23 protein-coding genes and 1 riboswitch are annotated in these 21,621 nt (G+C 69.4%); of the genes, 15 read left to right on the forward strand and 8 right to left on the reverse strand.

Features of this window, described 5'->3' with window-relative positions; genetic code table 11:
- Positions 1–65: 65 nt before the first annotated feature.
- The 3 genes from EV140_RS00630 to EV140_RS00640 all read right to left on the reverse strand — a co-directional run bounded on the left by EV140_RS00630 (position 66) and on the right by EV140_RS00640 (position 3,238).
- Positions 66–839: a DEAD/DEAH box helicase gene (locus tag EV140_RS00630; RefSeq protein WP_130280075.1), complete on the reverse strand. Its 774-nt coding sequence runs from the start codon at positions 837–839 to the stop codon at positions 66–68.
- Between the two features lie 131 nt (positions 840–970).
- Positions 971–2,539: an SIR2 family protein gene (locus EV140_RS00635; protein ID WP_130280077.1), complete on the reverse strand. Its 1,569-nt coding sequence runs from the start codon at positions 2,537–2,539 to the stop codon at positions 971–973.
- A 33-nt stretch (positions 2,540–2,572) separates the two neighbouring features.
- Positions 2,573–3,238, reverse strand: coding sequence for an NUDIX hydrolase (locus EV140_RS00640; RefSeq protein WP_130280079.1), 666 nt, complete (start codon positions 3,236–3,238; stop codon positions 2,573–2,575).
- An 85-nt stretch (positions 3,239–3,323) separates the two neighbouring features.
- Between EV140_RS00640 and EV140_RS00645 the strand changes: the two genes are divergently transcribed.
- Positions 3,324–4,295 (forward strand): ARPP-1 family domain-containing protein, encoded by a 972-nt coding sequence (locus tag EV140_RS00645; protein ID WP_130280081.1) that lies wholly within the window; start codon positions 3,324–3,326, stop codon positions 4,293–4,295.
- A 23-nt stretch (positions 4,296–4,318) separates the two neighbouring features.
- On the opposite strand, the gene EV140_RS00650 is transcribed toward EV140_RS00645, so the two are convergent.
- Complete coding sequence (locus tag EV140_RS00650) at positions 4,319–4,942, reverse strand: Fic family protein (protein WP_130280083.1); 624 nt, start codon at positions 4,940–4,942, stop codon at positions 4,319–4,321.
- 266 nt (positions 4,943–5,208) lie between these two features.
- Between EV140_RS00650 and EV140_RS00655 the strand changes: the two genes are divergently transcribed.
- The 8 genes from EV140_RS00655 to EV140_RS00690 all read left to right on the forward strand — a co-directional run bounded on the left by EV140_RS00655 (position 5,209) and on the right by EV140_RS00690 (position 11,631).
- Entirely contained in the window at positions 5,209–6,771 is a 1,563-nt protein-coding gene (locus tag EV140_RS00655) for an ADP-ribosylglycohydrolase family protein (protein WP_198674311.1), read from the forward strand.
- 91 nt (positions 6,772–6,862) lie between these two features.
- Entirely contained in the window at positions 6,863–7,768 is a 906-nt protein-coding gene (locus EV140_RS00660) for a DUF3800 domain-containing protein (RefSeq protein ID WP_130280085.1), read from the forward strand.
- A 310-nt stretch (positions 7,769–8,078) separates the two neighbouring features.
- Positions 8,079–8,495, forward strand: coding sequence for a hypothetical protein (locus EV140_RS00665; RefSeq protein ID WP_130280087.1), 417 nt, complete (start codon positions 8,079–8,081; stop codon positions 8,493–8,495).
- 19 nt (positions 8,496–8,514) lie between these two features.
- The gene (locus EV140_RS00670; protein ID WP_096421900.1) at positions 8,515–8,748 is read left to right on the forward strand and encodes a type II toxin-antitoxin system Phd/YefM family antitoxin; all 234 of its coding nucleotides are present in this window, start codon (positions 8,515–8,517) and stop codon (positions 8,746–8,748) included.
- Positions 8,745–9,143 carry a type II toxin-antitoxin system VapC family toxin gene (locus EV140_RS00675; RefSeq protein ID WP_130280089.1) on the forward strand — a complete coding sequence of 133 codons (399 nt, stop codon included), beginning with the start codon at positions 8,745–8,747 and terminating at the stop codon, positions 9,141–9,143. Before EV140_RS00670 ends, EV140_RS00675 begins: the two co-directional genes overlap by 4 nt.
- A gap of 36 nt (positions 9,144–9,179) precedes the next feature.
- Positions 9,180–9,995 (forward strand): hypothetical protein, encoded by an 816-nt coding sequence (locus EV140_RS00680; protein ID WP_130280091.1) that lies wholly within the window; start codon positions 9,180–9,182, stop codon positions 9,993–9,995.
- Positions 9,996–10,090: 95 nt separating this feature from the next.
- Complete coding sequence (locus tag EV140_RS00685) at positions 10,091–10,399, forward strand: helix-turn-helix domain-containing protein (protein ID WP_130280093.1); 309 nt, start codon at positions 10,091–10,093, stop codon at positions 10,397–10,399.
- On the forward strand, positions 10,396–11,631 hold the full coding sequence (locus EV140_RS00690; RefSeq protein ID WP_130280095.1) for a type II toxin-antitoxin system HipA family toxin: 1,236 nt from the start codon (positions 10,396–10,398) through the stop codon (positions 11,629–11,631). Before EV140_RS00685 ends, EV140_RS00690 begins: the two co-directional genes overlap by 4 nt.
- Positions 11,632–11,639: 8 nt before the next feature.
- Here EV140_RS00690 and EV140_RS00695 read toward each other — a convergent pair whose 3' ends face one another.
- Complete coding sequence (locus EV140_RS00695; RefSeq protein WP_130280097.1) at positions 11,640–12,239, reverse strand: hypothetical protein; 600 nt, start codon at positions 12,237–12,239, stop codon at positions 11,640–11,642.
- Positions 12,240–12,277: 38 nt separating this feature from the next.
- A riboswitch (SAM riboswitch) is annotated at positions 12,278–12,389 on the reverse strand.
- A 185-nt stretch (positions 12,390–12,574) separates the two neighbouring features.
- Here EV140_RS00695 and EV140_RS00700 point away from each other — a divergent pair.
- The 6 genes from EV140_RS00700 to EV140_RS00725 all read left to right on the forward strand — a co-directional run bounded on the left by EV140_RS00700 (position 12,575) and on the right by EV140_RS00725 (position 18,506).
- Positions 12,575–12,808, forward strand: a complete 234-nt coding sequence (locus EV140_RS00700; RefSeq protein WP_130280099.1) for a type II toxin-antitoxin system Phd/YefM family antitoxin — start codon at positions 12,575–12,577, stop codon at positions 12,806–12,808.
- Positions 12,793–13,203: a type II toxin-antitoxin system VapC family toxin gene (locus EV140_RS00705; RefSeq protein ID WP_241971226.1), complete on the forward strand. Its 411-nt coding sequence runs from the start codon at positions 12,793–12,795 to the stop codon at positions 13,201–13,203. Before EV140_RS00700 ends, EV140_RS00705 begins: the two co-directional genes overlap by 16 nt.
- A 31-nt stretch (positions 13,204–13,234) precedes the next feature.
- Entirely contained in the window at positions 13,235–16,882 is a 3,648-nt protein-coding gene (locus EV140_RS00710; protein WP_130280101.1) for a TM0106 family RecB-like putative nuclease, read from the forward strand.
- A gap of 147 nt (positions 16,883–17,029) precedes the next feature.
- Positions 17,030–17,299 (forward strand): CopG family ribbon-helix-helix protein, encoded by a 270-nt coding sequence (locus EV140_RS00715; protein WP_157985570.1) that lies wholly within the window; start codon positions 17,030–17,032, stop codon positions 17,297–17,299.
- Entirely contained in the window at positions 17,296–17,637 is a 342-nt protein-coding gene (locus EV140_RS00720) for a type II toxin-antitoxin system PemK/MazF family toxin (protein WP_157985571.1), read from the forward strand. The genes EV140_RS00715 and EV140_RS00720 overlap by 4 nt, the downstream gene beginning before the upstream one ends.
- A gap of 71 nt (positions 17,638–17,708) precedes the next feature.
- Positions 17,709–18,506, forward strand: coding sequence for an esterase/lipase family protein (locus EV140_RS00725; RefSeq protein WP_130280107.1), 798 nt, complete (start codon positions 17,709–17,711; stop codon positions 18,504–18,506).
- Positions 18,507–18,513: 7 nt separating this feature from the next.
- On the opposite strand, the gene EV140_RS00730 is transcribed toward EV140_RS00725, so the two are convergent.
- The 3 genes from EV140_RS00730 to EV140_RS00740 form a co-directional block, all read right to left on the reverse strand.
- Entirely contained in the window at positions 18,514–18,999 is a 486-nt protein-coding gene (locus EV140_RS00730) for an SRPBCC family protein (RefSeq protein ID WP_130280109.1), read from the reverse strand.
- Complete coding sequence (locus EV140_RS00735) at positions 18,999–20,534, reverse strand: phytoene desaturase family protein (RefSeq protein WP_130280110.1); 1,536 nt, start codon at positions 20,532–20,534, stop codon at positions 18,999–19,001. Before EV140_RS00735 ends, EV140_RS00730 begins: the two co-directional genes overlap by 1 nt.
- Positions 20,535–20,606: 72 nt before the next feature.
- Positions 20,607–21,617, reverse strand: coding sequence for a hypothetical protein (locus EV140_RS00740; protein WP_130280112.1), 1,011 nt, complete (start codon positions 21,615–21,617; stop codon positions 20,607–20,609).
- Positions 21,618–21,621: the final 4 nt, after the last annotated feature.

The following is a 21,621-nucleotide window of genomic DNA, read 5'->3' on the forward strand; positions in this document are numbered from 1 at the left end:
CTTCGACAACTACCGGCTGCGGATCCTGCTCGCCGCCGGCGGCCACAAGCCCTGGCGAACAGCCCCTACCCCCGCTTCATGACGAAGAGCCCGTTTACGTGCGCGAAGAACTCGGGCCAATCAGTTGGATAGGAGTGGTCATTGACGAGGGTGTCCTGAGCCTCTTGCAGACGCTTGCCTTCGTTCTCGTAGGCGGTTTGCTCGGATGCGGTGAAGTCGACGCCGACGAGGGCGAGCCGGAAAGGAGCGACGACACCCTCTTCGCGGGCCTCTCCGTAGCCGTAATCCACGAGCACGGGGCCGAAGTAGGGGGCGAGATGGCGCTCGACTCCGTCGTCGAGTTGGCGTTCGTAGCTACCCGAGAGAGCGAGTCTCCGCTCGTACTGACCCCTGAGCGCCAAGGAGAAGCTCTCTGACCCGTAGCGGTGGGCCTCGTCAGCGATCAGGAGGCCGAGGCTGGTTGGGAGGATCTCACGACGATGTGCGGACTGCACCGTCGCCACAACCACATCGTGGTCGCGCAGGTCGTCGTTGCGGCCGCCGCCGACCGCGCCGATGCGAATGCCCACGAGGTTCTCGCGGAGAACTTTTTGCCACTGCTGCAGTAGTGAATCTGACGGTACGAGAATGAGGCTCTTTCCGGCGTGCTGCCATGTGGTGTGAACGGCAGCGACTCCTACGAGGGATTTTCCGGACCCCGTAATTGCCTTTACGACGCCCTGGTACTTGTTGTCTTCCCACATGCCATAGGCGCGTTTCTGCCACGCGCGCAGCGGGCGGCCACGGTAGGTCGGCTGGTCTGCAAGTGGGTCGTAATATTCGTCGTCATTGTCGAGCACCCTGAAGTCACCTCACGTCGTTGTGGTTTCGTTCAGGCTAGGGTGCCGCGCAGACATTCATCGATGACTCGCGTGCCAGCGGCATTTTGGGCGGCGCGACCGTGGCAGCAGTCTTCTAACCGCGGCGACTCCTAATTGTCCTGATCGTGACCCAGGCGAGTCAGAAACTTACTGACCTGGCGCGAAAGCGTCGTCGATTCCAGTCCGTGGAAGGCCGTCTCAATTTGCCTGAGCGCGGAAGCGAGGCGCTTTTCATCGTCCGAAAGTGCCTCTTCGAATTCTGCCTTCAGGAGGAAGCTGTGCGAATCCGTCGCTTTGCAGATCACCGCGTCGAGGAAGATCTCGAGCGTGCGTCCGGCGTTCGGCACGTCTCCGCTGTCATCTCGCGCGTTCATCGCCACCGTTGAGAGTTGGCCGCTCCAGAGGGCGTCGTGCAGGGGGTCGCGCGACATCGTGAGTGCGGTCGCCGCAGGGCCGGTAGTCGAGGTACCGACGGCGCGGCGAACGTCGTGCACGATCTCGTGGAAGTGGTCGTCGCGCAGGCCGAAGCCGACGAACAGCAGGTGGCGGGTCATGAGCGTGGCCTTCACCAGCGCGCTGAGGGCGCCGCGCTCCGAGTTGAAGCCCAGGTAGTCGTCGCGGGTCAGCACGATCGTCGACGGGTCGGTGACCGTGCCGTGCAGCTTCAGCAGCCAGCTCTCGGGGGTCGAGTCCGTTCCCGGAATCACGCGCCGGGGCTTGCCCGCGTCGGCGCACGCAAACTCGAACAGTTCGTCGTAGTTCAGGGTGATCGCCTGTTCTGACTCGAGAGATGCGAGCAGGGCGGGCGCCAGGCCGTAGCGGGGGCGCTCGACGATCGAGGCGATCGCGCGCTGGAAGGCGGGGCCAGCATTCGTGCCGTGAGTCTGCTCGAAACGCATGCGCAGATAGGCGGCCTGGTCGAGGGGGCTAGTTCCGACGCGGGTGATACTCGCGAGCTCGGCCCCGTCGAGCCCAGCCTCTGCGCCGAGCGAGCTGATCAGCTCATCCCAGGTGGGGGCGCCCGCGCTGACGCTCACGCCGGCGCCGAGGAACGGAACGAGGCGGCCATCGCGGGCGATTGCGGCAAGTCGGTGGGCGTGGTCGATCAGATGCTCGGGCAGGGCGCCGGCGAGCGCACCGTTTTGCTGGCGGCGGCGTTGCGCGAGGGCGAAACTCGGCTCAGAGGCGAACACGAATGCGAGGTCGACCTCGTAGCGGGCGGCCAACTCTCTCGCCTCCGCATGCAGGGCATCGAAGATCGCGCCTCGGCGGTTAGCGCCGCCACCGCCGGCCGTGCCGAAGAACGGCAGCGCGAAAAGGGGGAGCGGGCGCGTGCGTGGTCGCGAAGCGGTTGCGGCCACGGCCTCGGCCACGAACGCCCGAAGCGCCGGGAAAAGTTCGGCGGGCTCGTCGAAGCCGTGCAGCGGCACAGCCGTGGCGATGATGCGCGGGGCGTCGGGCTCGTCGACTGCCGGCGCGAGAGCTGCGGCGAGGCGGTCACCCACGCGCAGTGCCATGAGATCAGTTGCCTGCAGTTGTTCCGCGAGCGTCGGCAGAGCGTCGCGCCAATGCTGCTTGACGTTGATGCGCTGGTCGGTGGGCAGCAGCCAGGCGTCGCAGGCAATACGGGTGAGGTCACCCTGCACGACGAAGACGTGAGGGGCGGGGGTGTCGGCCATGGCAGCTCCGTCGCGGTGGGGGTTGTCTTGACCCTATCGACGCGGGTCGGGTGTGCGGCGGAACAGCCGCGCTGGCTTGCCGCGGGTGCCGCGCGAGAGCTCGCCGGTGTCGGTGAGCAGCGGCTCCATGCGACGGCGGAAGGCGTCGCGAGGGAGGCGCTCTCCGGCGATCGCCTCGTGCAGCGTTTGCAGCTCGCGCAGGGTGAAGGGCTCGGGCAGCAGGGGGCGCGGGTCGGGGCGGTCGGCGTACTCGGCGCGCAGGGCGTCGACCGCGAGCTCGATGATCTCGGCGTGGTCGTACATGAGCGGCAGGGTGCGCGCTGACCCGACGGCCGTGGGGTGGGCTAGGCTCGCATCCAGGGTGAGATCGCGCGCCGGAACCACGTCAAGGTGCGCCACCGACAGCACCCAGCCGCGCGTGTCGCGGCCCGGCGCGTCGAAGACCCGCAGCTGGCGGGGCTCGAGGCCCGAGATGCCGCACTTCACCCGCAGGCTGCGCAGCACCGCGTCGCGCAGCGTCTCGCCCTCGTGCAGGAAGGTTCCGGGTAGGGCGGGGCGGTCGCCCGACTGCACGAGCACGACCGACAGGGCTCTGTCGGCCACCGTCAGCAGGGCCGTGTCGACCGCGACCGACGGGCGCGGGTAGTCGGTCAGGGCGCGCGAGGGGGCCTCCGAGTTCGCGGGATGTTTGGGCTGCACGTGTCGATTATCGCGCTTCCGCGCTAAATGTCGGTGGTCACTCCTAACCTCTTTTTAGAGCGCAGACGCGCTAAAGGAGGACGCCATGATCGAACTACACCGGATGCACGTGGGCCGCGGAATCGCCGACGGCCCCGTCACGCTCTTCCCCGTCTGGATCGACGTGCCCGCCGTCACCGGCATCGACTGGCGGCCCACCGCCGTCGCCTACCGCGAGTTCGACGGGGGAGCCTCGGTGTCGACCCTCACCGCCCAGGCGGTCGGGCTGCGCCCCGCCATCGCGCTCGACGGCGACCTCGCCGAAGGCGGCTGGCAGACCCGCATGGTCGCGCGCAGCGTGCTGCTGGGCGCCGGGCAGACCGCGAAGCTGCCGGTGCTGTGCGTCGAAGAGGGGCGCTGGGGTGGGCTCAGCGACGAGCTCGTCGGGCGGGCGCGCCGGGCGACGCCCGCCGTGCGGGCTGCCACCTACGGCGCGGGCGACGCTCAGCAGAGTGTCTGGGCTCAGGTGCGCGAGTTCGAGCAGCTCGTGGGCGGCGCGGGCGTCTCGGCCACCCGGTCGCTTGCACACCACCTCGACGCCCTCGACGGCCTCGGTGACGGGCTGGAGGTGTGGCAGCCGACGGGCCTCGAGCCGCTCGGCGCGCGCCCCACGGTGATCGACGGCCAGCGCGGCGTGGTCGTCGGCATCGGCGGCCGCATCGTTGGGGCCGAGCTCTTCGCCTCCACCGTCGCGCTCAAATCGCGATGGGCGGGCATCATCGACGCCGCCCGCCTGGATGCGCGGCGCGTGTCGCCCGCCGCAACTCCCGCTGAACAGGCCCGCCGTTTTGCGCGTCGACTTGAGCAGGTTGGGATCGGGCGCGACGTCTATGCGCCGGGCGGGCTCTCGGTCGCGCTCGAGACCCGCGACGAGCGGTACGCGGGGCGCGGCATCGCGCTGTCGTCACCGGCGGCGACGTCGGAGGGATCTAACTCGACCGCGCTCAGCGGTGACGAGCGGATGCTGCACCTGGGCGTCGTCGACCTCGCGCATCCGATGTTCGCGTTGGCGGCGTGACCGGGGTGTGCGGTTGGACGCCTCTAGAGCATCTCGATCGTCGGCAGGAAGTCGGTGAGGGGCTGAGGGTCACGATCACGGTCGTATTGCCGAAGAAGACCGATGTATTCGGCCTTGTCGATCGCCCAGTCAAAAGTCTCGACCGACGACGGGCCCTGGGTGGCCAAGTAGACGAGATCAGCCAGCAGGCGAGTGGAGCGACCGTTGCCGTCGGTGAATGGGTGAATGCGCGTGAGTTCGGCGTGCGTGGCAACAGCAACCGTCTTGGCGGCCCAGTCGTCGGTGTGGCTCCAGCGGTAGGCGATTGTTTCCAGCGACGCGCGCACCTCTTCGGCGATGCGCTCAGGGGCGATGCCGATCGACAACTCTCTGTTGCGGTATCGGCCTGCCCACTGCCACAGGTCGCCGTAGAGCTCCTTATGGAGATCGCGCACGAAGTAGTCGGTGAGCAGTTCGTCGAGCGTGAGCCGGTTGTCGAGCACGGCCGTCACATGGGCTACCGCGACCTCGGCGTAGATCGCTTGCTCGAGGTCAAAGACCTCCGACTTGAGGGGTACAGAGCCGAGGCGCATCGCCACGTCGGGCAGGAGGGCGTCCCACTCGTCGCCATCGAGGGGCGTCTCGCCATACCCGGGCTCGAGGGTCATCCGGCAGCGGTGCGTCGATCTCGCAGAAACTGTTCCGCCCGAGGGGACCGCACGAAGCCGTCAGGAACGTCGCGGCGCTCGAGACGCGCCGACTCGCGGGCCGATCGTTCGACTGCGCGCCGGATGACGGCCGCGTCAACTTTTCTGCGTTCCACGTCGGGCGCCTCCTCGTCCCGTCAGGGTACTCCTCTACGCGATGAGACCGCAGCACGTCGCGTGACCGAATGTCAGACCTCACCGCTAGACCAGACCCTCAGGAGACGCCCATGACCGCACCTCGCATCACCCCCGCCCTCACCGACCGCGCTGTCGGGGCGCTCGTCGGCACCGCCGCCGGCGACGCGCTCGGCGCCGGCTACGAGTTCGGGCCGCCATTGGCTGACGACGCGCCCGTTGGCATGATCGGGGGCGGCAGCTTCGGCTGGGCTGCGGGGGAGTGGACCGACGACACCTCCATGGCCGTGCCCATCGCGCGGGCTGCCGCGCGCGGGGCCGACCTGCGCGACCCCTCGACGCACGACGAAATCGTCGCCGCGTGGATCGACTGGGCGCGCACCGCCCCCGACGTCGGGGTGCAAACCCGATCGGTGCTGAGCGCCGCCGGTGCGCTCGGCGGCGACGCGGCGGCTGCTCGGCGCGCGGCCCAGCAGCTGCACGAGCGCACCGGGCGCAGCGGCGGCAACGGCTCGCTCATGCGCACCGCGCCCGTCGCGCTCGCCCACCTCGGCGACCCCGACGCCATCGCCGACGCGGCACGCGCCATTAGCGGCCTCACCCACTACGACGACGATGCGGGCGACGCGTGCGTCATCTGGTCGGTCGCCATCGGGCACGCCATCGTCACGGGCTCGCTGTCGATCGACGTCGGCATCGACGCGCTACCCGCCGAACGCCGCGGCCGCTGGGCCGGGCTCGTTCGCGAGGCCGAGCAGTCGCAGCCGCGCGACTTCGACCGCAACGGCTGGGTCGTGCACGCGCTGCAGGGAGCCTGGTCGAGCATCCACCATGCGGGCGTCGCCGTGCTCGAAACGGGGGCTCCGCGCGCGACCGCGCTGCGCGACGGCCTCGAACGCGCGGTGCGCGGAGGGCGCGACACCGACACGGTCGCCGCTATCGCCGGCGGGATGCTCGGCGCCGTACACGGGGCATCGGCCACGCCCGCCGCCTGGCGGCGGCTCATCCACGGCTGGCCCGGTCTCGACACCCGCGGCCTCACCGAGCTCGCCGTGCAGGCCGTGCGCGGGGGAGAGCTCGGTACCGGTGACTGGCCGCTCGGCGAACGCATGGACTACGCGGGGTGGGGTGCGCGGGCGACGCTCACCGCGCATCCGCACGACGAGGGGGTACTGCTCGGCTCGATCGTCGACCTCGACGCGGTTCTCGACGGCAGCGCCGGGGTGCAGGTCGACGTGGTCGTGTCGCTGTGCCGGGTGGGGCGGGCGCAGCGGGCCGAGACCCATGTGGAGCAGTGGCTCATCGACGATCCGACCGACGGGCTCAACCCCAACCTCGACTTTGTGTTGGCCGACACGGTCGACGTGATCGCCGAGCTGCGTGGTGAGGGGAAGACCGTGCTCGTGCACTGCGTGCAGGCGCAGAGCCGCACTCCGTCGGTCGCGGCGCTGTATGCCGCGCGGCAGTTTGGCGTTGGGGTCGACGAGGCGTTCAATGCGGTGGGCCGCGCTGCCGGGGGCGCGACCGCAGGCCTTCCTCGTCGAAGCGGTGCGGCGACTTGCCAAGCAGGCGTGATTGCTTATCGGCGAGGCTTGCACAGCGCTGAGCGGAAATTGCCCAATGTCGGGGCAACCGTCTACGCTGAGAGGCGGTAGCGAAGGGTGAAAAAGACCTTTGAGCGCCGATTCGGAAAGCCCGCGCGAGAGCGCGGGCTTTCGTGTCGGTGGTGGTTGACATAGTGGCGTCATGCTCTTGGCCTACATCGACGAAGTCGGCGAGACCGGCGCCTTCGTATCCAAGGCGCACCCCCGCTACAACACCAGCCCCGCATTCGGCTACGCGGGCTTTGTCGTGCCGGCTGCTGAGGCACGCCGCTTCGGCATGTGGTTTACGGAAGAAAAGAGAAGACTCTTCCGAACGGAGATAGCGCAAAGTAGCGCGCCCGACCAGTGGGAACGCAAGGGCTCGATGATCTTTCGAGAGACGACGCTACAGAGGTACCCGCAGCAGCTTCGTGTCTTCAACGCATTAGTACGCAGGCTGCGAAGCATTGGTGGAAATCTCTTCTTTTATGTCGACGAGAAGCCGATCGGCACTCCGAAACAGACTCGCCTCGATACGGTCTCTCGCGAATCTGCAGCGATGAAGGAAACCTTGAATCGACTGGCGCGGCACGCTGAGGGCCGAGAGAGCAGCCTCCTCGTGCTGATGGATCAGGTCAATGAGAAGCAGCGAATCGACCGCATGCCAACACTGTACGCACACATGTTCAGTCGCTCGAACGAGTTCGAGGAGATGAAGCGCATCGTCGAGCCTCCCATGCACATCGACAGTGCAGTGAGTTCCAACATTCAGTTTGCCGACTGGGTCGCCGCCAGCCTCTCGCGCGCAATCGACTACCAGCTGGTTGAGGAATCGGAGCACGCGTGGATAACGGGATACGCGGCTGAATCGTTGCGCGGGTCGTTCACCAAAGAGTCAAAGCTGCACCTGTGGCAGCGAGGCGTCGGCGACATCCACCATTCCGCTGCACTGAAGCCAGAGCGCCCGTTGTATCCGAAGGTCGGAGGACAGCGAGTCTCGGCGGGGATACCGGATGCTGCCATTCGCAAGTTGCGCGCTGCCGCAGAGCGGCGCGGTGACACGAGCTAGCGTCGTGCTCGTCGAATGTTGGCGCTGTGAACTCCCGACGAGGAGCCGCCTCGAACCCCACAATCGTCAACCCGCTGACCGGGCGTGGGGGGCGTTGAGCAGCGCCTCGCTCCACGCGAGCTGGCGGCAGAGTCGGAGGTGGCAGCGCTCGCCATCTCGGTGCCTGCCGCCAGCGGTGCGGCGGCTCGCGCGGGCGTGGCATCGAAGGATGGGCTGCGCCGCCTCCCTCACAGCCAGGAGGTCGCTCACGGCATCACCGGGTTGTGGGGCGAGGCGCCACGTACTGCCGGAAAAGGCGCACGGTGGCGTCATGACCGGACGCTTTCGCACCATCGCCCCGCCCGACAGCACCTTCATCAACGACGCCGACCGGCAATTCATCGAAGCACTGGGCCCGGCCATACGCCGTCAACTGTGGCTGCGCTTCGACACGCCCGGTGCCGCCACCAAAGGCGTGGTCATTCAGCTCGACCAGCTGCCCGCGGCCGCTCCGCCAGAAGCGGCAGCCAACCTGACGAATGTCATGGCGGCGCTCGTCGAGCAGGGCAACCACACGAGCGTGACACCCGTGCTCGAACGCCGCGGAGGGCCCCAGCCCACCGCGCGCGACCGGGAATGGATGCGCGCAGTCCGCGACGCGGCCGAACGCGTGGGACTCGACATTGGCCTCGTGCTCATCAGTCACAGCCGGGGAGTTCGCGCATACGCCCAGTATCCCGATGGTTAGTCCACTAAACTTAGTCCGCATGAGGGTACAGGTGAACGTGCACGAGGCGAAGACGCGCATGTCTGAGCTGCTCGCGCGTGTCGAAGCGGGTGACGAGGTGATCATCGCCCGCGCAGGCCACCCCGTCGCGACCCTCGTGGCCATCGCCGAGCCGACCGCACGCGAACTCGGGTTCGTCGAGGGCTTCACCCTGCCTGACTCATTCTTCGAACCGTTGCCCGACGACGAAGTTTCCGTGTGGGAGGGGGCGTGACCCGGGCGCTGCTGCTCGACACCCACGTCCTCCTGTGGGCGCTGACGCAGCCCGAGAAACTGACAGCTCGGGCTCGGTCGCTCCTCGCCGACCGGAAAGTCGATCTCGTCGTTTCAGCGGCCAGTGCGTGGGAGATCGCGACGAAACACCGCAGCGGAAAACTGCCGGGAGTCGAACACATCATGAGCGACTTCGAGCAACACGTCGATCGGCTGGGTGCGCAATCGCTCTCAACCTCCCCAGCTCACGCCCTCGCCGCCGGACAACTCGACTGGCACCACCGCGACCCCTTCGACCGCGTGCTCGCCGCTCAGGCCCAGCTCGAACAGCTGCCCCTCATGACGGCCGACCCCGTGTTCGCCAGCTGCAACGACCTCACGGTCATTCCTTCGTGATGTGGCGGGGGCACGGCAAAGGGCAGACTGATGCCCATGCGTCGAAACGCCGCGCTCCGGCTGAACCCCGCCCTCACCGTGATGCTGAACGGGCTCGAAGACACCCCATACGGTGACGAGTTTCGGCAGAACGCGGTCACCCTGTCGACCGAGCTGCTGACACAGCCGCGGCCCGAGCCGCGCGCGGTGCTCGCGCCGTTCCTGTGGGTGCTTGAGCGCGCATCCGGAGCCGGTTTACCGCTCACCGCCGCCGGCTACCTGAAGCCGGCCGACGCGCGCGAACTGGGCGCGCTGCTGCCGGCTATGCGCGAGTATCCGTGGAGCGGCGCCCGAGAAATCGACGCCCACCCGGTGCTCGCATTTCGCGAAAACCTGCGAGACGTCGGCCTGGTGCGCAGATACAAGGGAACCCTTCGGCTCACCCGCCGCGGGCGGGAATGTGCCGCCAACCCGGACCAGCTGTGGCGACACCTCGCTGACACGCTCATCGGTGACTGGGCGACCTTCGATGGGCAGGGCGCCGCCACGATCCTCGTGTACGCGGGCACCACGGAACGCACCGTGCGCATGACGCGCATCGCGCGCATCCTCGACGCCCACGGGTGGCGCACGGAGGGTGGTGGCACGCTCGACGATCGCAACGTGTACCCCGTCTGGAATCGACTCTGGAGCGTCCTGGCCGCCGTCGGCACACCCGACCGCGAGGCCCCCGACGATGAATTCCTGCCGCGGATACCGGGAAGCGCCGCGCGGGCCCTGATCAGAGACGCGTTGTTCGAGATTGTGACCGACGTCGAGGAGCCCGACACCGGTGTGGCTCTTAAGCGGGGCGGGTACCGGCCCATTAGATAGGGACGCGGCAGTGTGGTGCAACCCGAACGGCGTGATGCATTTAGCGTATGTTTTTCGCGACGCTAACGTGCTTAATGTGTATTATTGGAGACATTATGGCGAATGTACGACGTCCCACACCGTTCGCTGTTCAGTCGGCGGCGGCTCAAATCGGTGCGCACGTGGCGACGTGGCGAAAGATGCAGCGTCTGACCGCTCAACAGGTCGCTGAACGCGCCGGTGTGTCGCGCTCCAGCCTCTCGAAGGTGGAAAACGGAGACCCCAGCGTCGGGTTCGAGACGATTCTGCGCATCAGCCGGGCACTCGGCATTCTGCAGCAGTGGGAAGACGCACTCGACCCACTCGCGACCGATCTCGGGCGTGCCCGCGCCGAAGAACGCCTGCCGAAACGCGTTCGCTCATGACAACGATCACCGCCCATCTTGAGCTCGACCCCGGCGAGAAGCCCGTTGACGTTGCGACTCTGTACTCACAGGTCAGACGTCGTGCGGTCTCCTCGAGCCTGCGCTATACCGATGCGTACGTAGCAAACCCGCGCGCGTACGCCCTTGAACCGTCGCTTCCGGTGACTGGTACCACCCAACCTCTCGACTCGGTATTGCCCCGCAGTTGGGCCGACGCCGCTCCCGACCGCTGGGGCAGAACCCTCATCGAACGGCAGTGGAGGGCACACGCGGGCGGAGCAGGCCACCACGGGCGCGACGACCGAGACTATCTGTTGGCTGTCTCTGACCTCACCAGGCAAGGAGCCCTGCGATTCCGTCGCGCCGATTCGACCGCATTTCTCGCCGACGCCCCCATCGTGCCTCCGCTCATCGAGCTACCGCGCCTGCTGCGCGCATCCGATGCGGTCGTCAGAGACAGCGATGACCTCGCCGCTGTCAAAGAACTGCTGGATGCGGGTACCGGCTCTCTGGGCGGCGCGCGACCGAAAGCATCCGTACGCGACGGAACCGACCTCTACATCGCCAAGTTCCCGAAGCCCGACGAAGACCGAGACGTCATGCTCTGGGAATCGATCGCGCTCACCCTCGCCGAGCGGTGCGGGGTAGTCGTACCCGCCAGGAGACTGCTGCCCGTAGGCGGACGCCACGTGCTCGCAATCAAACGATTCGACCGATCAGGTGCGCGCCGCATCGGCTACATCAGCGCCCTCACCCTCACTCGTGGTCGCGACGGCGAACTTGGTGACTACCTGACGATCACCGATGAATTGGCAGCGCACGGGGAGCGCGTGGCACTCGATCTCGAACAACTCTGGCTGCGCATCGCCGTCGGGGTCGCCCTGCACAACACCGACGACCACCTGCGCAACCACGGATTCCTCCGCGGTCGCACAGGGTGGAGCCTCGCCCCCGCCTTCGACATTAACCCCGAACCCGACACTGCGCAGCGGCATGCGACGGCCCTGGGCGGACGTGACACAACGCTGGGGATGGCGACCGAACTCATCGCACTAGCGCGTAGCTTCGGTCTGTCTGAACCTGTGGCCCGCGAGCGGTGCCGTCGCGTTGCCGGCGCCATCTCCGACTGGCGCGCGGTCGCCGGGGCGACGGGTGCAGCATCCGGGGAAGTCGAGCGAATGAGCGACGCGATCGACAGCGGGGTTGCCGCGCTCCGCCAGGCTGCGCAGTAAGCATCCCGTCAGCGTTCCCCGCGGCGCTCGACGCGGTTCATGAACGCGAGCACCTCATCGAACAGGTTCGGCTTGCGTGACCCGTGGTGGCCGAACCGGCGCCAGTCGTCGCCCCACAGGTAGATCGTGCCGCTCGCGTGGCGGCGCACCGCCGGATGCTCGGGGCCGTGCCCCGACGCCTCGCGCGCCGCCGCCACCCGCGTCACCGCCTCGCGGATCGCCCGGTACGTCTCATGGTCGATGCCGACGCGGTCGAACGAGAACGCGACCGCGTGCCAGTCGCGGAAGATAACCGGTTTGCCGGCGGCCGGGCCGCCGCGCACCAAACTCATCGCGAAAACGCTGGCCGCGCGCGGGGGAGCGGTGAGCAGCACCTCGCTCCATGCGAGCTGGCGCCAGAGCGACAGGCCCGCCCACCACACCGCGACCCGGTCAGCGGCGAGCCGTTGCTCGGGAGTGTGTCCGGCGGACCGGTCGACCGCGATGAGATCGACGAAGGGCTCGTGAAGCGCGAGTCGCTCGGCGAGCCCGGGCGGCAGGCCTGACGCGGCAGGAGCGTCGGGTTCGGGCGGGGCGGCAGGGGCGTCGAAGTAGGCGTCGTTGGGCATGGTGAACCTCCGTGTCGTGCAGATGGAGGTCGTGCCTCCATCGACGTGACCGGCCCGGGCGGGTCGGTCGGTTCTTCCCCTGGGGCACCCCGGTCGATGGACGGGGTTGCCGGGCAGCCGGCCAGGTACCGACAGCTGCCACTCGTGAACCAACAACGAGCCTTGCAGAGACCGCCGACATTCGCAGCGCTGGCGACGTCTGCTCTTCACAGGGCGATCCATCCCGGCGCGCTCACGGTTCTCGGCCTTGGGCCCGCCTAGCGTCTGGGCGATTGCGTCACTGTGGGGGCATGGTCGAGCCACATCGCAGAGTTAGTCCACTACACTTAGCCCGCATGAGGCTGCAGGTGAATGTGCACGAGGCGAAGACCCGAATGTCAGAGCCTCTTGCCCGCGTTGAGGCAGGTGACGAGGTGGTAATCGCGCGCGCCGGCCACCCTGTCGCAACCCTCGTGCCGATTGCCGTGCCCGCAGAGCGCTCTCTGGGCTTTGTCGAGGGATTCCAGGCGCCCGAATCGTTCTTCGATCCGCTGCCCGACGATGAACTAGCTGCGTGGGACGGCCGGTGATGTCGGCCGCGTTGCTCGACACTCATGTGCTGCTGTGGGCACTTGCCGAGCCCGAAAAGCTGTCCGCTCAGTCGCGGGCGCTCCTGTCGGACCGCCACGTCGACCTGTGGGTGTCAGCGGCCAGCGCGTGGGAAATCGCCACCAAGCACCGCATCGGGAAACTACCGGGGGCAGCTCGCATCGTCGCTGACTTCGATGAACACCTCGAACAGCTCGGGGCTCACCCGCTGTCGGTCACGACAGCGCACGCTCTGCGCTCCGGTTCCGCGCAGTGGGATCATCGAGACCCATTCGACCGGGTGCTCGCCGCGCAGGCAGAACTCGAGAGGCTGCCCTTTATGACCGCTGACCCGGTCTTCGCGAGCCGACCCGAGAACACGGTGGTCCCCGCCTGAGTATGTCGGTGCTCGCCGATAGCGTTGCCGCATGTACCTGATCGATCGCGCCGACGGCTCTCGGCTGCTCGTCACCTCCGCGAGCGACCTGAAGACGGCCGCCGAGTGCGAGTTCGGCTTCGCGCGCCGCGTCGACGCGCTACTCGGCCGCATCGAGGCTCTCGACGAGCCGCTCGACGCGATGAACGAGCGCACCATCCTTCTGGGGTACGCGCACGAGGCGCGGCTGATCGAGCAGCACCGGGCACACGGATCACTCGTCGAAATCGACCGGCCCGCCCGCGGCATCGATGGGATGCTCGCGGCCCAGCAGGCGACCCTCGACGCGTTGCATGCCCGCACCGACATGGTCGTGCAGGCAACGTTCTTCGACCCCGAACACGGCCCCGACGTGGCGCCCGGCGTCGGCCTGGGCTTCGTCGGCTACGCCGACTTTCTCGAACACCGCGGCGACGGGGTTTACCGGGTGCTCGACTCGAAGCTTGCCCGCCGTGCCAAAGTCACCGCGCTCATGCAACTGGCGGCATACGCGGACCAGCTCGAGCGGCTCGCAATTCCCGTCGACAGCGAAACAGGGCTGATCCTCGGCAACGACGAGCTGAGCATCCACCGCCTCGCCGACATCGCGCCCGTGCACCGCCGCCAACGCGAACGGATGCACGCCCTCCTCCGCGACCGCGCTCGCGCCGCCGACGTGGTCGCCTGGCGCGCCCCCGGCCTGAGCCACTGCGGCAAGTGCGTGTGGTGCGCCGACAGCATCGCCAGCCACGACGACGTGTGGCAGACCTACGGGCTGCGCGGCGGCCAATGGCAGAAGCTCGGCGACGCCGGGATCACCACCATGACCCACCTCGTCGACAGCGCCGGTGCCGTCGCGGGCATCCCGCAGCGCACCCTCGACGGCCTGCGCGCGCAAGCCGCCCTGCAGTTGCGCGCCGACGCCGGCGACCGCGTGCCGCCCGTCGAACTGATCGACGCCTCCGCCCTCGACGCCCTGCCCGCCCCGAGCCCCGGCGACCTGTACTTCGACTTCGAAGGCGACCCGCTGTACACCGAAGACGGCACCGGCTGGTGGGGCATCGACTACCTGTTCGGCGTTATCGACCGCGACGACGCCTTCACCGCCTACTGGGCGCACACCTTCGCCGACGAACGTGCCGCGCTCATCGCCTTCCTCGACGACGTCGACCGACGGCTCGCCGAGCACCCCGACCTGCACATCTACCACTACGCGCCCTACGAGAAGACGCACCTGCGCCTGCTCGCCGCGCGCCACGGCGTAGGCGAAGACACCGTCGACCGGCTGCTGCGCGACGGCGTGCTCATCGATCTCTATGCCGTCGTCAAGCGCGCGCTGCGCATCGGCAGCACCAGCTACTCGATCAAGAAATTCGAACCTCTGTACTGGCCCGAATCGCGGCTCGGCTCCGCCGTCACCGCCGGCGACGACTCCGTCGGCGAGTACGTGCGCGCCCGCGAGCTGCGGATCGGCGGCCAGACGGCCGACGCGCAACAGATCCTCGACGACATTGCCGACTACAACCGCATCGACTGCGTCAGCACCCGCAAACTCGACCAGTGGCTGCGCGCATACCCGCGCGGGCGCGGCGATGATAGCGGGGGAGCAGACGGCGACAGCGCGGGCGACGGCGACGAGGGGGCGGGCGCCGACCCCGACGCGGCCGACCTAGATGCGGCCAACGCCGATGCGCCGGGAGCGGTCGACGACCGCATCATCGAGACCTCGCCCCTGCACGACGACCTCACCCGCCTCGCCGCGAACCCCGACGGCAGCCCCGCGCTCGAACCCGATCGCACCGCCGAACAGCGGCTCTACGCCTACGCGGCCGCCGCCATCGACTACCACCGACGCGAACACAAAACCTACTGGTGGGCCCACTTCGACCGACTCTCCAGCTCTCTAGACGAGTGGGCCGACACCCGAGACGTCTTCGTCGTCGACCCCGACCAGCCCGTCACCCAAACCGACTGGGGCATGACCGGCCGGCAACGCCTGCCCCGCCGCCAACTGCGGCTGCACGGGCAGTGGGCGCCCGGAAGCCGGCCCACCATCGGCGGCCGCAGCGGACCGTTCGCCGTGTACGAGCATCCCGCGCCGCTGCCCCTCAACCCCCGCGACCCGCTGAGTCGGCCCGCCCGCTCAATCAGCGTCGACGCCGCCGGAGACGACTGGGTCGCCCTCACCGAAACCCTCGCCACCGACCCGCGCACCGGCGAGCCCGTCAACGAGTACGGCGACCTGCCCGCCGCCCTCACGCCCGCCCCGCCTCCCGACCCCGGCAAACAGGTCGACGCGATCCACGAGTGGGGTGCGCGCCTCGTCACCGCCCACCCCGAGCTGCCGCGCGACGCCGTCGTCGACCTCCTGCTGCGCCGGCCACCGCGCACACGCGGCAACGTAGGGCTCGCCGCCGTTACGGCCGACGAGCACGGTGAACCCGACCGCATCCGCGTCGTTACCGACAGCCTGCTCGCCCTCGACCACAGCTACCTCGCCGTGCAAGGCCCGCCCGGCACCGGCAAGACCTACCTCGGCTCGCGCGTCATCGCCCGCCTCGTCGCCGACCACGGCTGGCGCGTCGGCGTCGTCGCCCAAGGGCACGCCACCGTCGAACACGTGCTCGACGCCGTCGTCAGCGCCGGGCTCGACGGGGCGCACGTCGCCAAAGCCCCGAAGACGGGGGCCGACCCCGCGCAGTACGCCACCGCCGAGTGGACCGTACTCGGCCGCGCCGACCAGCTCGCCGCGTGGACCGCCGAACAGCCGCGCGGCTACGTCATCGGCGGCACCGCGTGGGACTTCGCCAACCCCAGCCGAGTCGGCCGCGACAGCCTCGACCTGCTCGTCATCGACGAAGCCGGCCAATACGCGCTCGCCGCCACCATCGCCGCGAGCGTCAGCGCCCGCAACCTCCTCCTGCTCGGCGACCCGCAGCAGCTGCCGCAGGTGAGCCAGGGCACCCACCCCGAACCCATCGACGGATCCGCCCTCGGCTACCTCACCGACGGCCACGACGTGCTCCCCGCCGAATACGGGTACTTCCTCGCCGAAACCCGCCGCGTGCATCCCGCGCTCGCCGCCCACGTCAGCGACCTCTCGTACGAGGGCCAGCTGCACGCCCACCCGAGCGCCGCCCGCCGCCACCTCGAGGGGCTCGCCCCCGGCATCCACGCGCACCCCGTCACCCACCACGGCAACGCCACCGAGTCGGCCGAAGAGGCCGCCGCCGTCGTCGCCCTCGTCGACCGGGCCATCGGGCTCGGGTGGACCGACCCGACCGATCGTCGGGTCGCGCGGGGCGATGCCCCGCGCCCGCTCACCGCCGCCGACATCATCGTCGTCACGCCGTACAACGCCCACGTGCACGCCGTGCGCGACGCCCTCGACGCCGCCGGGCACACCGAGACGCGCGTTGGCACGGTCGACAAGTTCCAAGGCCAGGAGGCCGTGATCGCCATCGTCACCCTTGCCGCCTCCAGCGCCGCCGACGCGCCCCGTGGTCTCGACTTCCTGCTCAACCGCAACCGGCTCAACGTTGCCATCTCGCGCGCCCAGTGGGCCGCCCACATCGTGCACTCACCCGCCATCGCCGACCACCTGCCCCACACCCCGGCAGGGCTCGGCGAACTGAGTGCGTTCCTCCGCCTCATCGACTGACGCGGCCGCGGACGCTCCTTCACACAGGTCGGAGGCTGAACACCCGTCCACCTGTGTCCGCGCGGGGCGTCAGTGCGCACAACTAGCTGGCACGCTCGCCACATGCCGATCCCGACAACACGTGTTATACCGAGTTATACTGCCCGCATGAAGACCGCGATATCGCTGCCTGATGAGCTCTTCCAGCGTGTCGAAGCTGCCCGAGCGCAGGACGGCACGGGCCGATCAGAATTCTTCGCCGAAGCTGCGCGGGCGTACTTGCAGCAACGCGAGTCCGAGCGGCTCCGGGAGGAAATCGACGCGGCGATCACGGCGATCGCGGCCGATCCCGACGGTAACGACGATGACAACACGTCCGAGATCGTGGCCTACTCGATGCAGCGGTGGGCACAGCTCAGCGAGGATGAGGGCTGGTGATCAGCAGGGGAGACATCTGTTGGGCCGACTTGGGGCCGGTCATCGATCACGCGCCAGCGAAACGTCGCCCTGTGGTCGTCGTGCAGAGTGACATCTTCACGCACACCTCGATCGGAACGATCGTGGTCGTAGCCATGAGCAGCAAACTGGGACGCGCCCGACTGAGGGGCACGGTGTTTGTTCCGAAATCAATCAGTGGTCTGGAACGCGACAGCATGGTTGTGCCGACCGAGATCATCACCGTCGATCGTTCCCGCATGGGGCAGCCCGTGGGACGACTTCCGCGGCCCCTGCTCGACGAGCTCGATGCCGGACTCCGGCTGGTCCTGAACCTGTAGTCCGGGGCGGTTCTGCCTGACGACCGCCTCGCACGACACCCGCACTCAGCCGCCCGCGCTACCGTGGACGGATGCCCACGAACGTTCGCCCGAGCATCCCGCGCATCGTCGCCGGGGTCGCGGCCGACTACGCGTACGTGCTCGGCCGCCGCCTCACCGCCACCCTGAAGCCCCGCGCGCCGCTGCCCGGAGACGGCACCCCGCCCGGCAGCAGGGGACGCCCCGTCGTCATCCTGCCCGGCATCTTCGAAAGCTGGCACTACCTCGAACGCATCGTCGAAGCCCTCTCCGCCGCCGGCCACCCCGTCTACATCGTCGGCGACATCGGCATCAACGGTCGGCCCATCCCCGCCACCGCCCGCCGCGTCTACCGCTACCTCGTCGCCCACGACCTGCGCGACGCGATCCTCGTCGCCCACTCCAAAGGCGGGCTGATCGGCAAGCACGTCATGTTGCACGACGCGCAGGTGAACCCGGGCGCCAACCTGCCCGGTCGCCGCCGCGTGGCCCACCTGATCGCTGTCAACACTCCCTGGCGGGGCAGCGAACTCGCCCGCTACGGCGTCGGAGCGTGGCGCGAATTCGCGCCGCGCCGCCCCGTCATGGCACTCCTCGCAGCCGAAAGCGACGTGGATGCCCGCATCACCGCCATCGACTCGGCCGTCGACCAGTACGTGCCGCGCGAATCCGCGCCCGCCGCGGCCACGCGCATCCCCGTGCCGCTCGTCGGGCACTTCCGGGTGCTGGCGCACCCGAGCGTGGTCGCCCTGATCGTGGACCGCGTGCGCGAGGTGACGCGGGCTCGCGGCGGCGTGCCGCCCCGCACCCGCGTCAGCTACCCCGGTGTAGGAATTCCTACAGCCGAGTAGTCGCGGGCTACTTCGCCCCGCGCTCCTCCGGGTCCGACCGCTCCTCGGTCTCGTCGTTCACCCACTGCCCCTCGGCAAGGTAGGCGAGCCGGCGCAGCGCCTCGCGGTTGCGCAGGTCGAGCGGCGGATCGGTCAACAGTCGCGGCACATACTGCAGGGGCCCGCGCACCGCCCACTCGTGAATGCGCACCACGCACCCCTCCGCGTGCGGCCGCGTCTCCACCACAATGCGGGCCTCGCCGATCGGCCAGCCCTTCGCCTGAAACACGGCGCGCTTCGGCGCATCCCACTCCACGACGACCGTCTCGTCATCGATCACCGCCGGCCAGATGCCCACCGAGTGGTTGATCCGCGAACCCACCTCCGGCCACTCCTCGTCGACGTAGCGCATGCGGGACGCGCCGACCACCCACGAGGGGTAGGTCCACCCGTCGGCGAGCACCGCGAACACCGCCTCGGGCGGGCATCGGAACAGCCTCGTCGTCGTCGCCATCAGTGCGTCCCCTCCGTCAGATCGATCGCCGAGCCGGCGACCCCCAGGTGCGGCAGCGCCGTCACCCCAAACTCATTCCTCAGCGCACTGCGCGCCGCGTACGCACCCGCCAGACCGTGCACGCCCGGCCCCGGCGGCGTCGCCGACGAGCACAGGTACACGCCCGGCAGGGGAGTGCGCCACGGATCCACCGCCAGCCGCGGACGCGCCGCCAACTGCCACAGCGTCGCCGCGCCCGTCGCAATATCGCCGCCCACGTAGTTCGGGTTCTGGTGCTCCATCTCCACCGCCGAAAAACTCGCGGATGCCCGGATCACGTCCCGGAACCCCGGCGCGAACCGCTCCACCTGCCGCGTGATCGCCTCCGTCTGATCGACCGTCGAACCGTGCGGCACGTGCGTATATGTCCACAGCACGTGCTGCCCGTCGGGCGCCCGCGAGTCGTCCACGATGGACGGCTGCGACACCAGCACGTACGGGTTCGACGAGTGCCGTCCCGCCGCCACGTCGCGCTCGGCCGCCGCGATCTCCTCCCGCGAGCCTCCGAGGTGCAGCGTCGGGGCCGACCGCAACTCGGGGTCGCGCCACGGCACTGGGCCCGACAGCGCGAAGTCGACCTTCGCGACGGCGTCGCCGTGACGGTAGGCGAGCATCCGACGAGCGAACCAGGTCGGCAGCGCGCCCCCTGCGAGCTCCACGAGCGCGCGGGGCGTCACATCCAGCAGCACGGCGTCGGAGGGCGGCAGCTCGGCGAGCGAGCGCACCGGGTGGTCGGCGACCACCTCGCCGCCGTGGGCGACCAGGTCGGCGACCAGAGCATCCACGATCGACTGCGAGCCGCCGCGCGGAATCGGCCAGCCGCCCGCGTGCGCCGCCGTTGCGAGCGCGAGCGCCGTGCCGGCCGTCGCGAGGCTCGGCATGGGCCGCACCGAGTGGGCCGCCACCCCCGCGAACAGCGCGGGGGCGACCGCGTCGCGGAAGCGCAGGTTCCAGGCGGGAGAGCCCTGCTCGAGCGCCCGCACCCCAAACATCGCGGTCGTCACGGGATGCGCGGGGATGCGGAGCAGGGACGACCCCGTGAACTGCGCCACCTCCCGCGCGCGCTCGACCAGCGGCTCGAACAGCGCGTGCCAGGCGTTGCCGTCGCCGGCAGCGAAACCCCCGCCCGGCAGCGGGATGCCCGTCTCGTCGAGCCGGTCGGCCGTGTCCTCCAGGCTGCGGAAGGCGATGCCCGCGGGGCGGTCGTCGAGCGGGTGGGCGTACGAGATGTCGGGCGTGATCAGGTCGACGCGCTTGTGAAGCTCGAACTTGCGAAAAAAGCCTGACGCGACCGCGAGCGGATGCACGGCGCTGCCGAGGTCGTGACGGAAGCCGGGAAGGGTCAGCTCACCGGTGCGGGCGCCGCCGCCGACCGTGTCGGCCTGCTCGAACACGGTGACCCGCACGCCGGCGCGGGCGAGCAGCACCGCCGCGGCGAGACCGTTGGGGCCCGAGCCGACCACGACCGCCGTGTGGGTGTCACGCGAAAACGCCATCCGACAACGCTAGTGAGCGTGGGGCCTTCGTGCAGGCCAGTCTCAGGGTTGTTGGAGGTTTGCGGGCACGGATCAGTCCTCGGAGAACCACGCGATCCACGCGTCACGCAGGGGGCCCGCCGGCGCGCCCTCGGGCCACTGCCACGAGATGTGCGCGCGCACCGCCTCGCGATCCGTGCGAAAGCGACGGGCGAGCATCCGCCGTTCGGGGTCGGTGAAGGCGAACGGTGCGGCGCCCGCGAGGGCCGCGTCGTCGGCAGCGCGGCGAACCTCCGCGAGCTGCGCATCGGTGCGACGACGAACCCCGGGCACCCAGCCGACGCGGGCGCGTCGACGAGCGAGGCCCGCGATCGCGGCCAACGCCTCCCGGCTGGGCGGGGGCACGACGGCGGCGGGGCCGTCCGTATCCGCGGCCGGGCTGGCGGCATCGGGGCCGAGCGTCGCCACCAGCGCATCGACGGCCGAACCGCGAGACACCGGCGTGACGAGTACGCGCACCTCCCCGTCCGGGTCTGCCCACCGCCGCAGCAACTCGGCATAGCGGTGCTCGTGGGCGCGCTGGTCACTGGCGAGCGCCGCGCGTGCCGTGAGCGTCGTCTCCCCGGTCTGCTCGGCGAGTCGCACCGACTGGGCGAGAGCGGCCGCCAGCGCGTCGTCGGGGCGGCGGACGGGCAGCACGACGTCGACGCTGTCGGCAACGGTGCGCATTTCGCGGCGCAGCCCCGACGGGTCGGCGAGCCACGCGGCTCCGGGGGCGACAAGCACGAGTGTGTGGGCGCCCGCGTCTCGGGCGTCGTCGGCCACACGGCGCAGGCGGTCGCGCACCACCTGGCGTGCCTGAGGGGGCCGGGCGCGCAGCGCCCCGAGGCCGTCAGTCGGGCGGCTGGCACCCGACAACTCGACGAGTTCTGGGTGCACGGTGATGCGGTCGGCCATACGTCCGAACCACGCCGCATCGAGCGGGTACACCACGCCCGCCGGCAGGGAATCGGTCGCCGCGCGGGCACTCAGCTCAGCGGCCAGCGACGAGGCCGCCGTCCAGCGGGGTGCGAGTACGGCGACAAGGCGCAACGGTGCGGTCACTCCC

The sequence above is a fragment of the Microcella alkaliphila genome (assembly GCF_004216855.1).
In the GTDB taxonomy this organism is placed as follows: domain Bacteria; phylum Actinomycetota; class Actinomycetes; order Actinomycetales; family Microbacteriaceae; genus Microcella; species Microcella alkaliphila.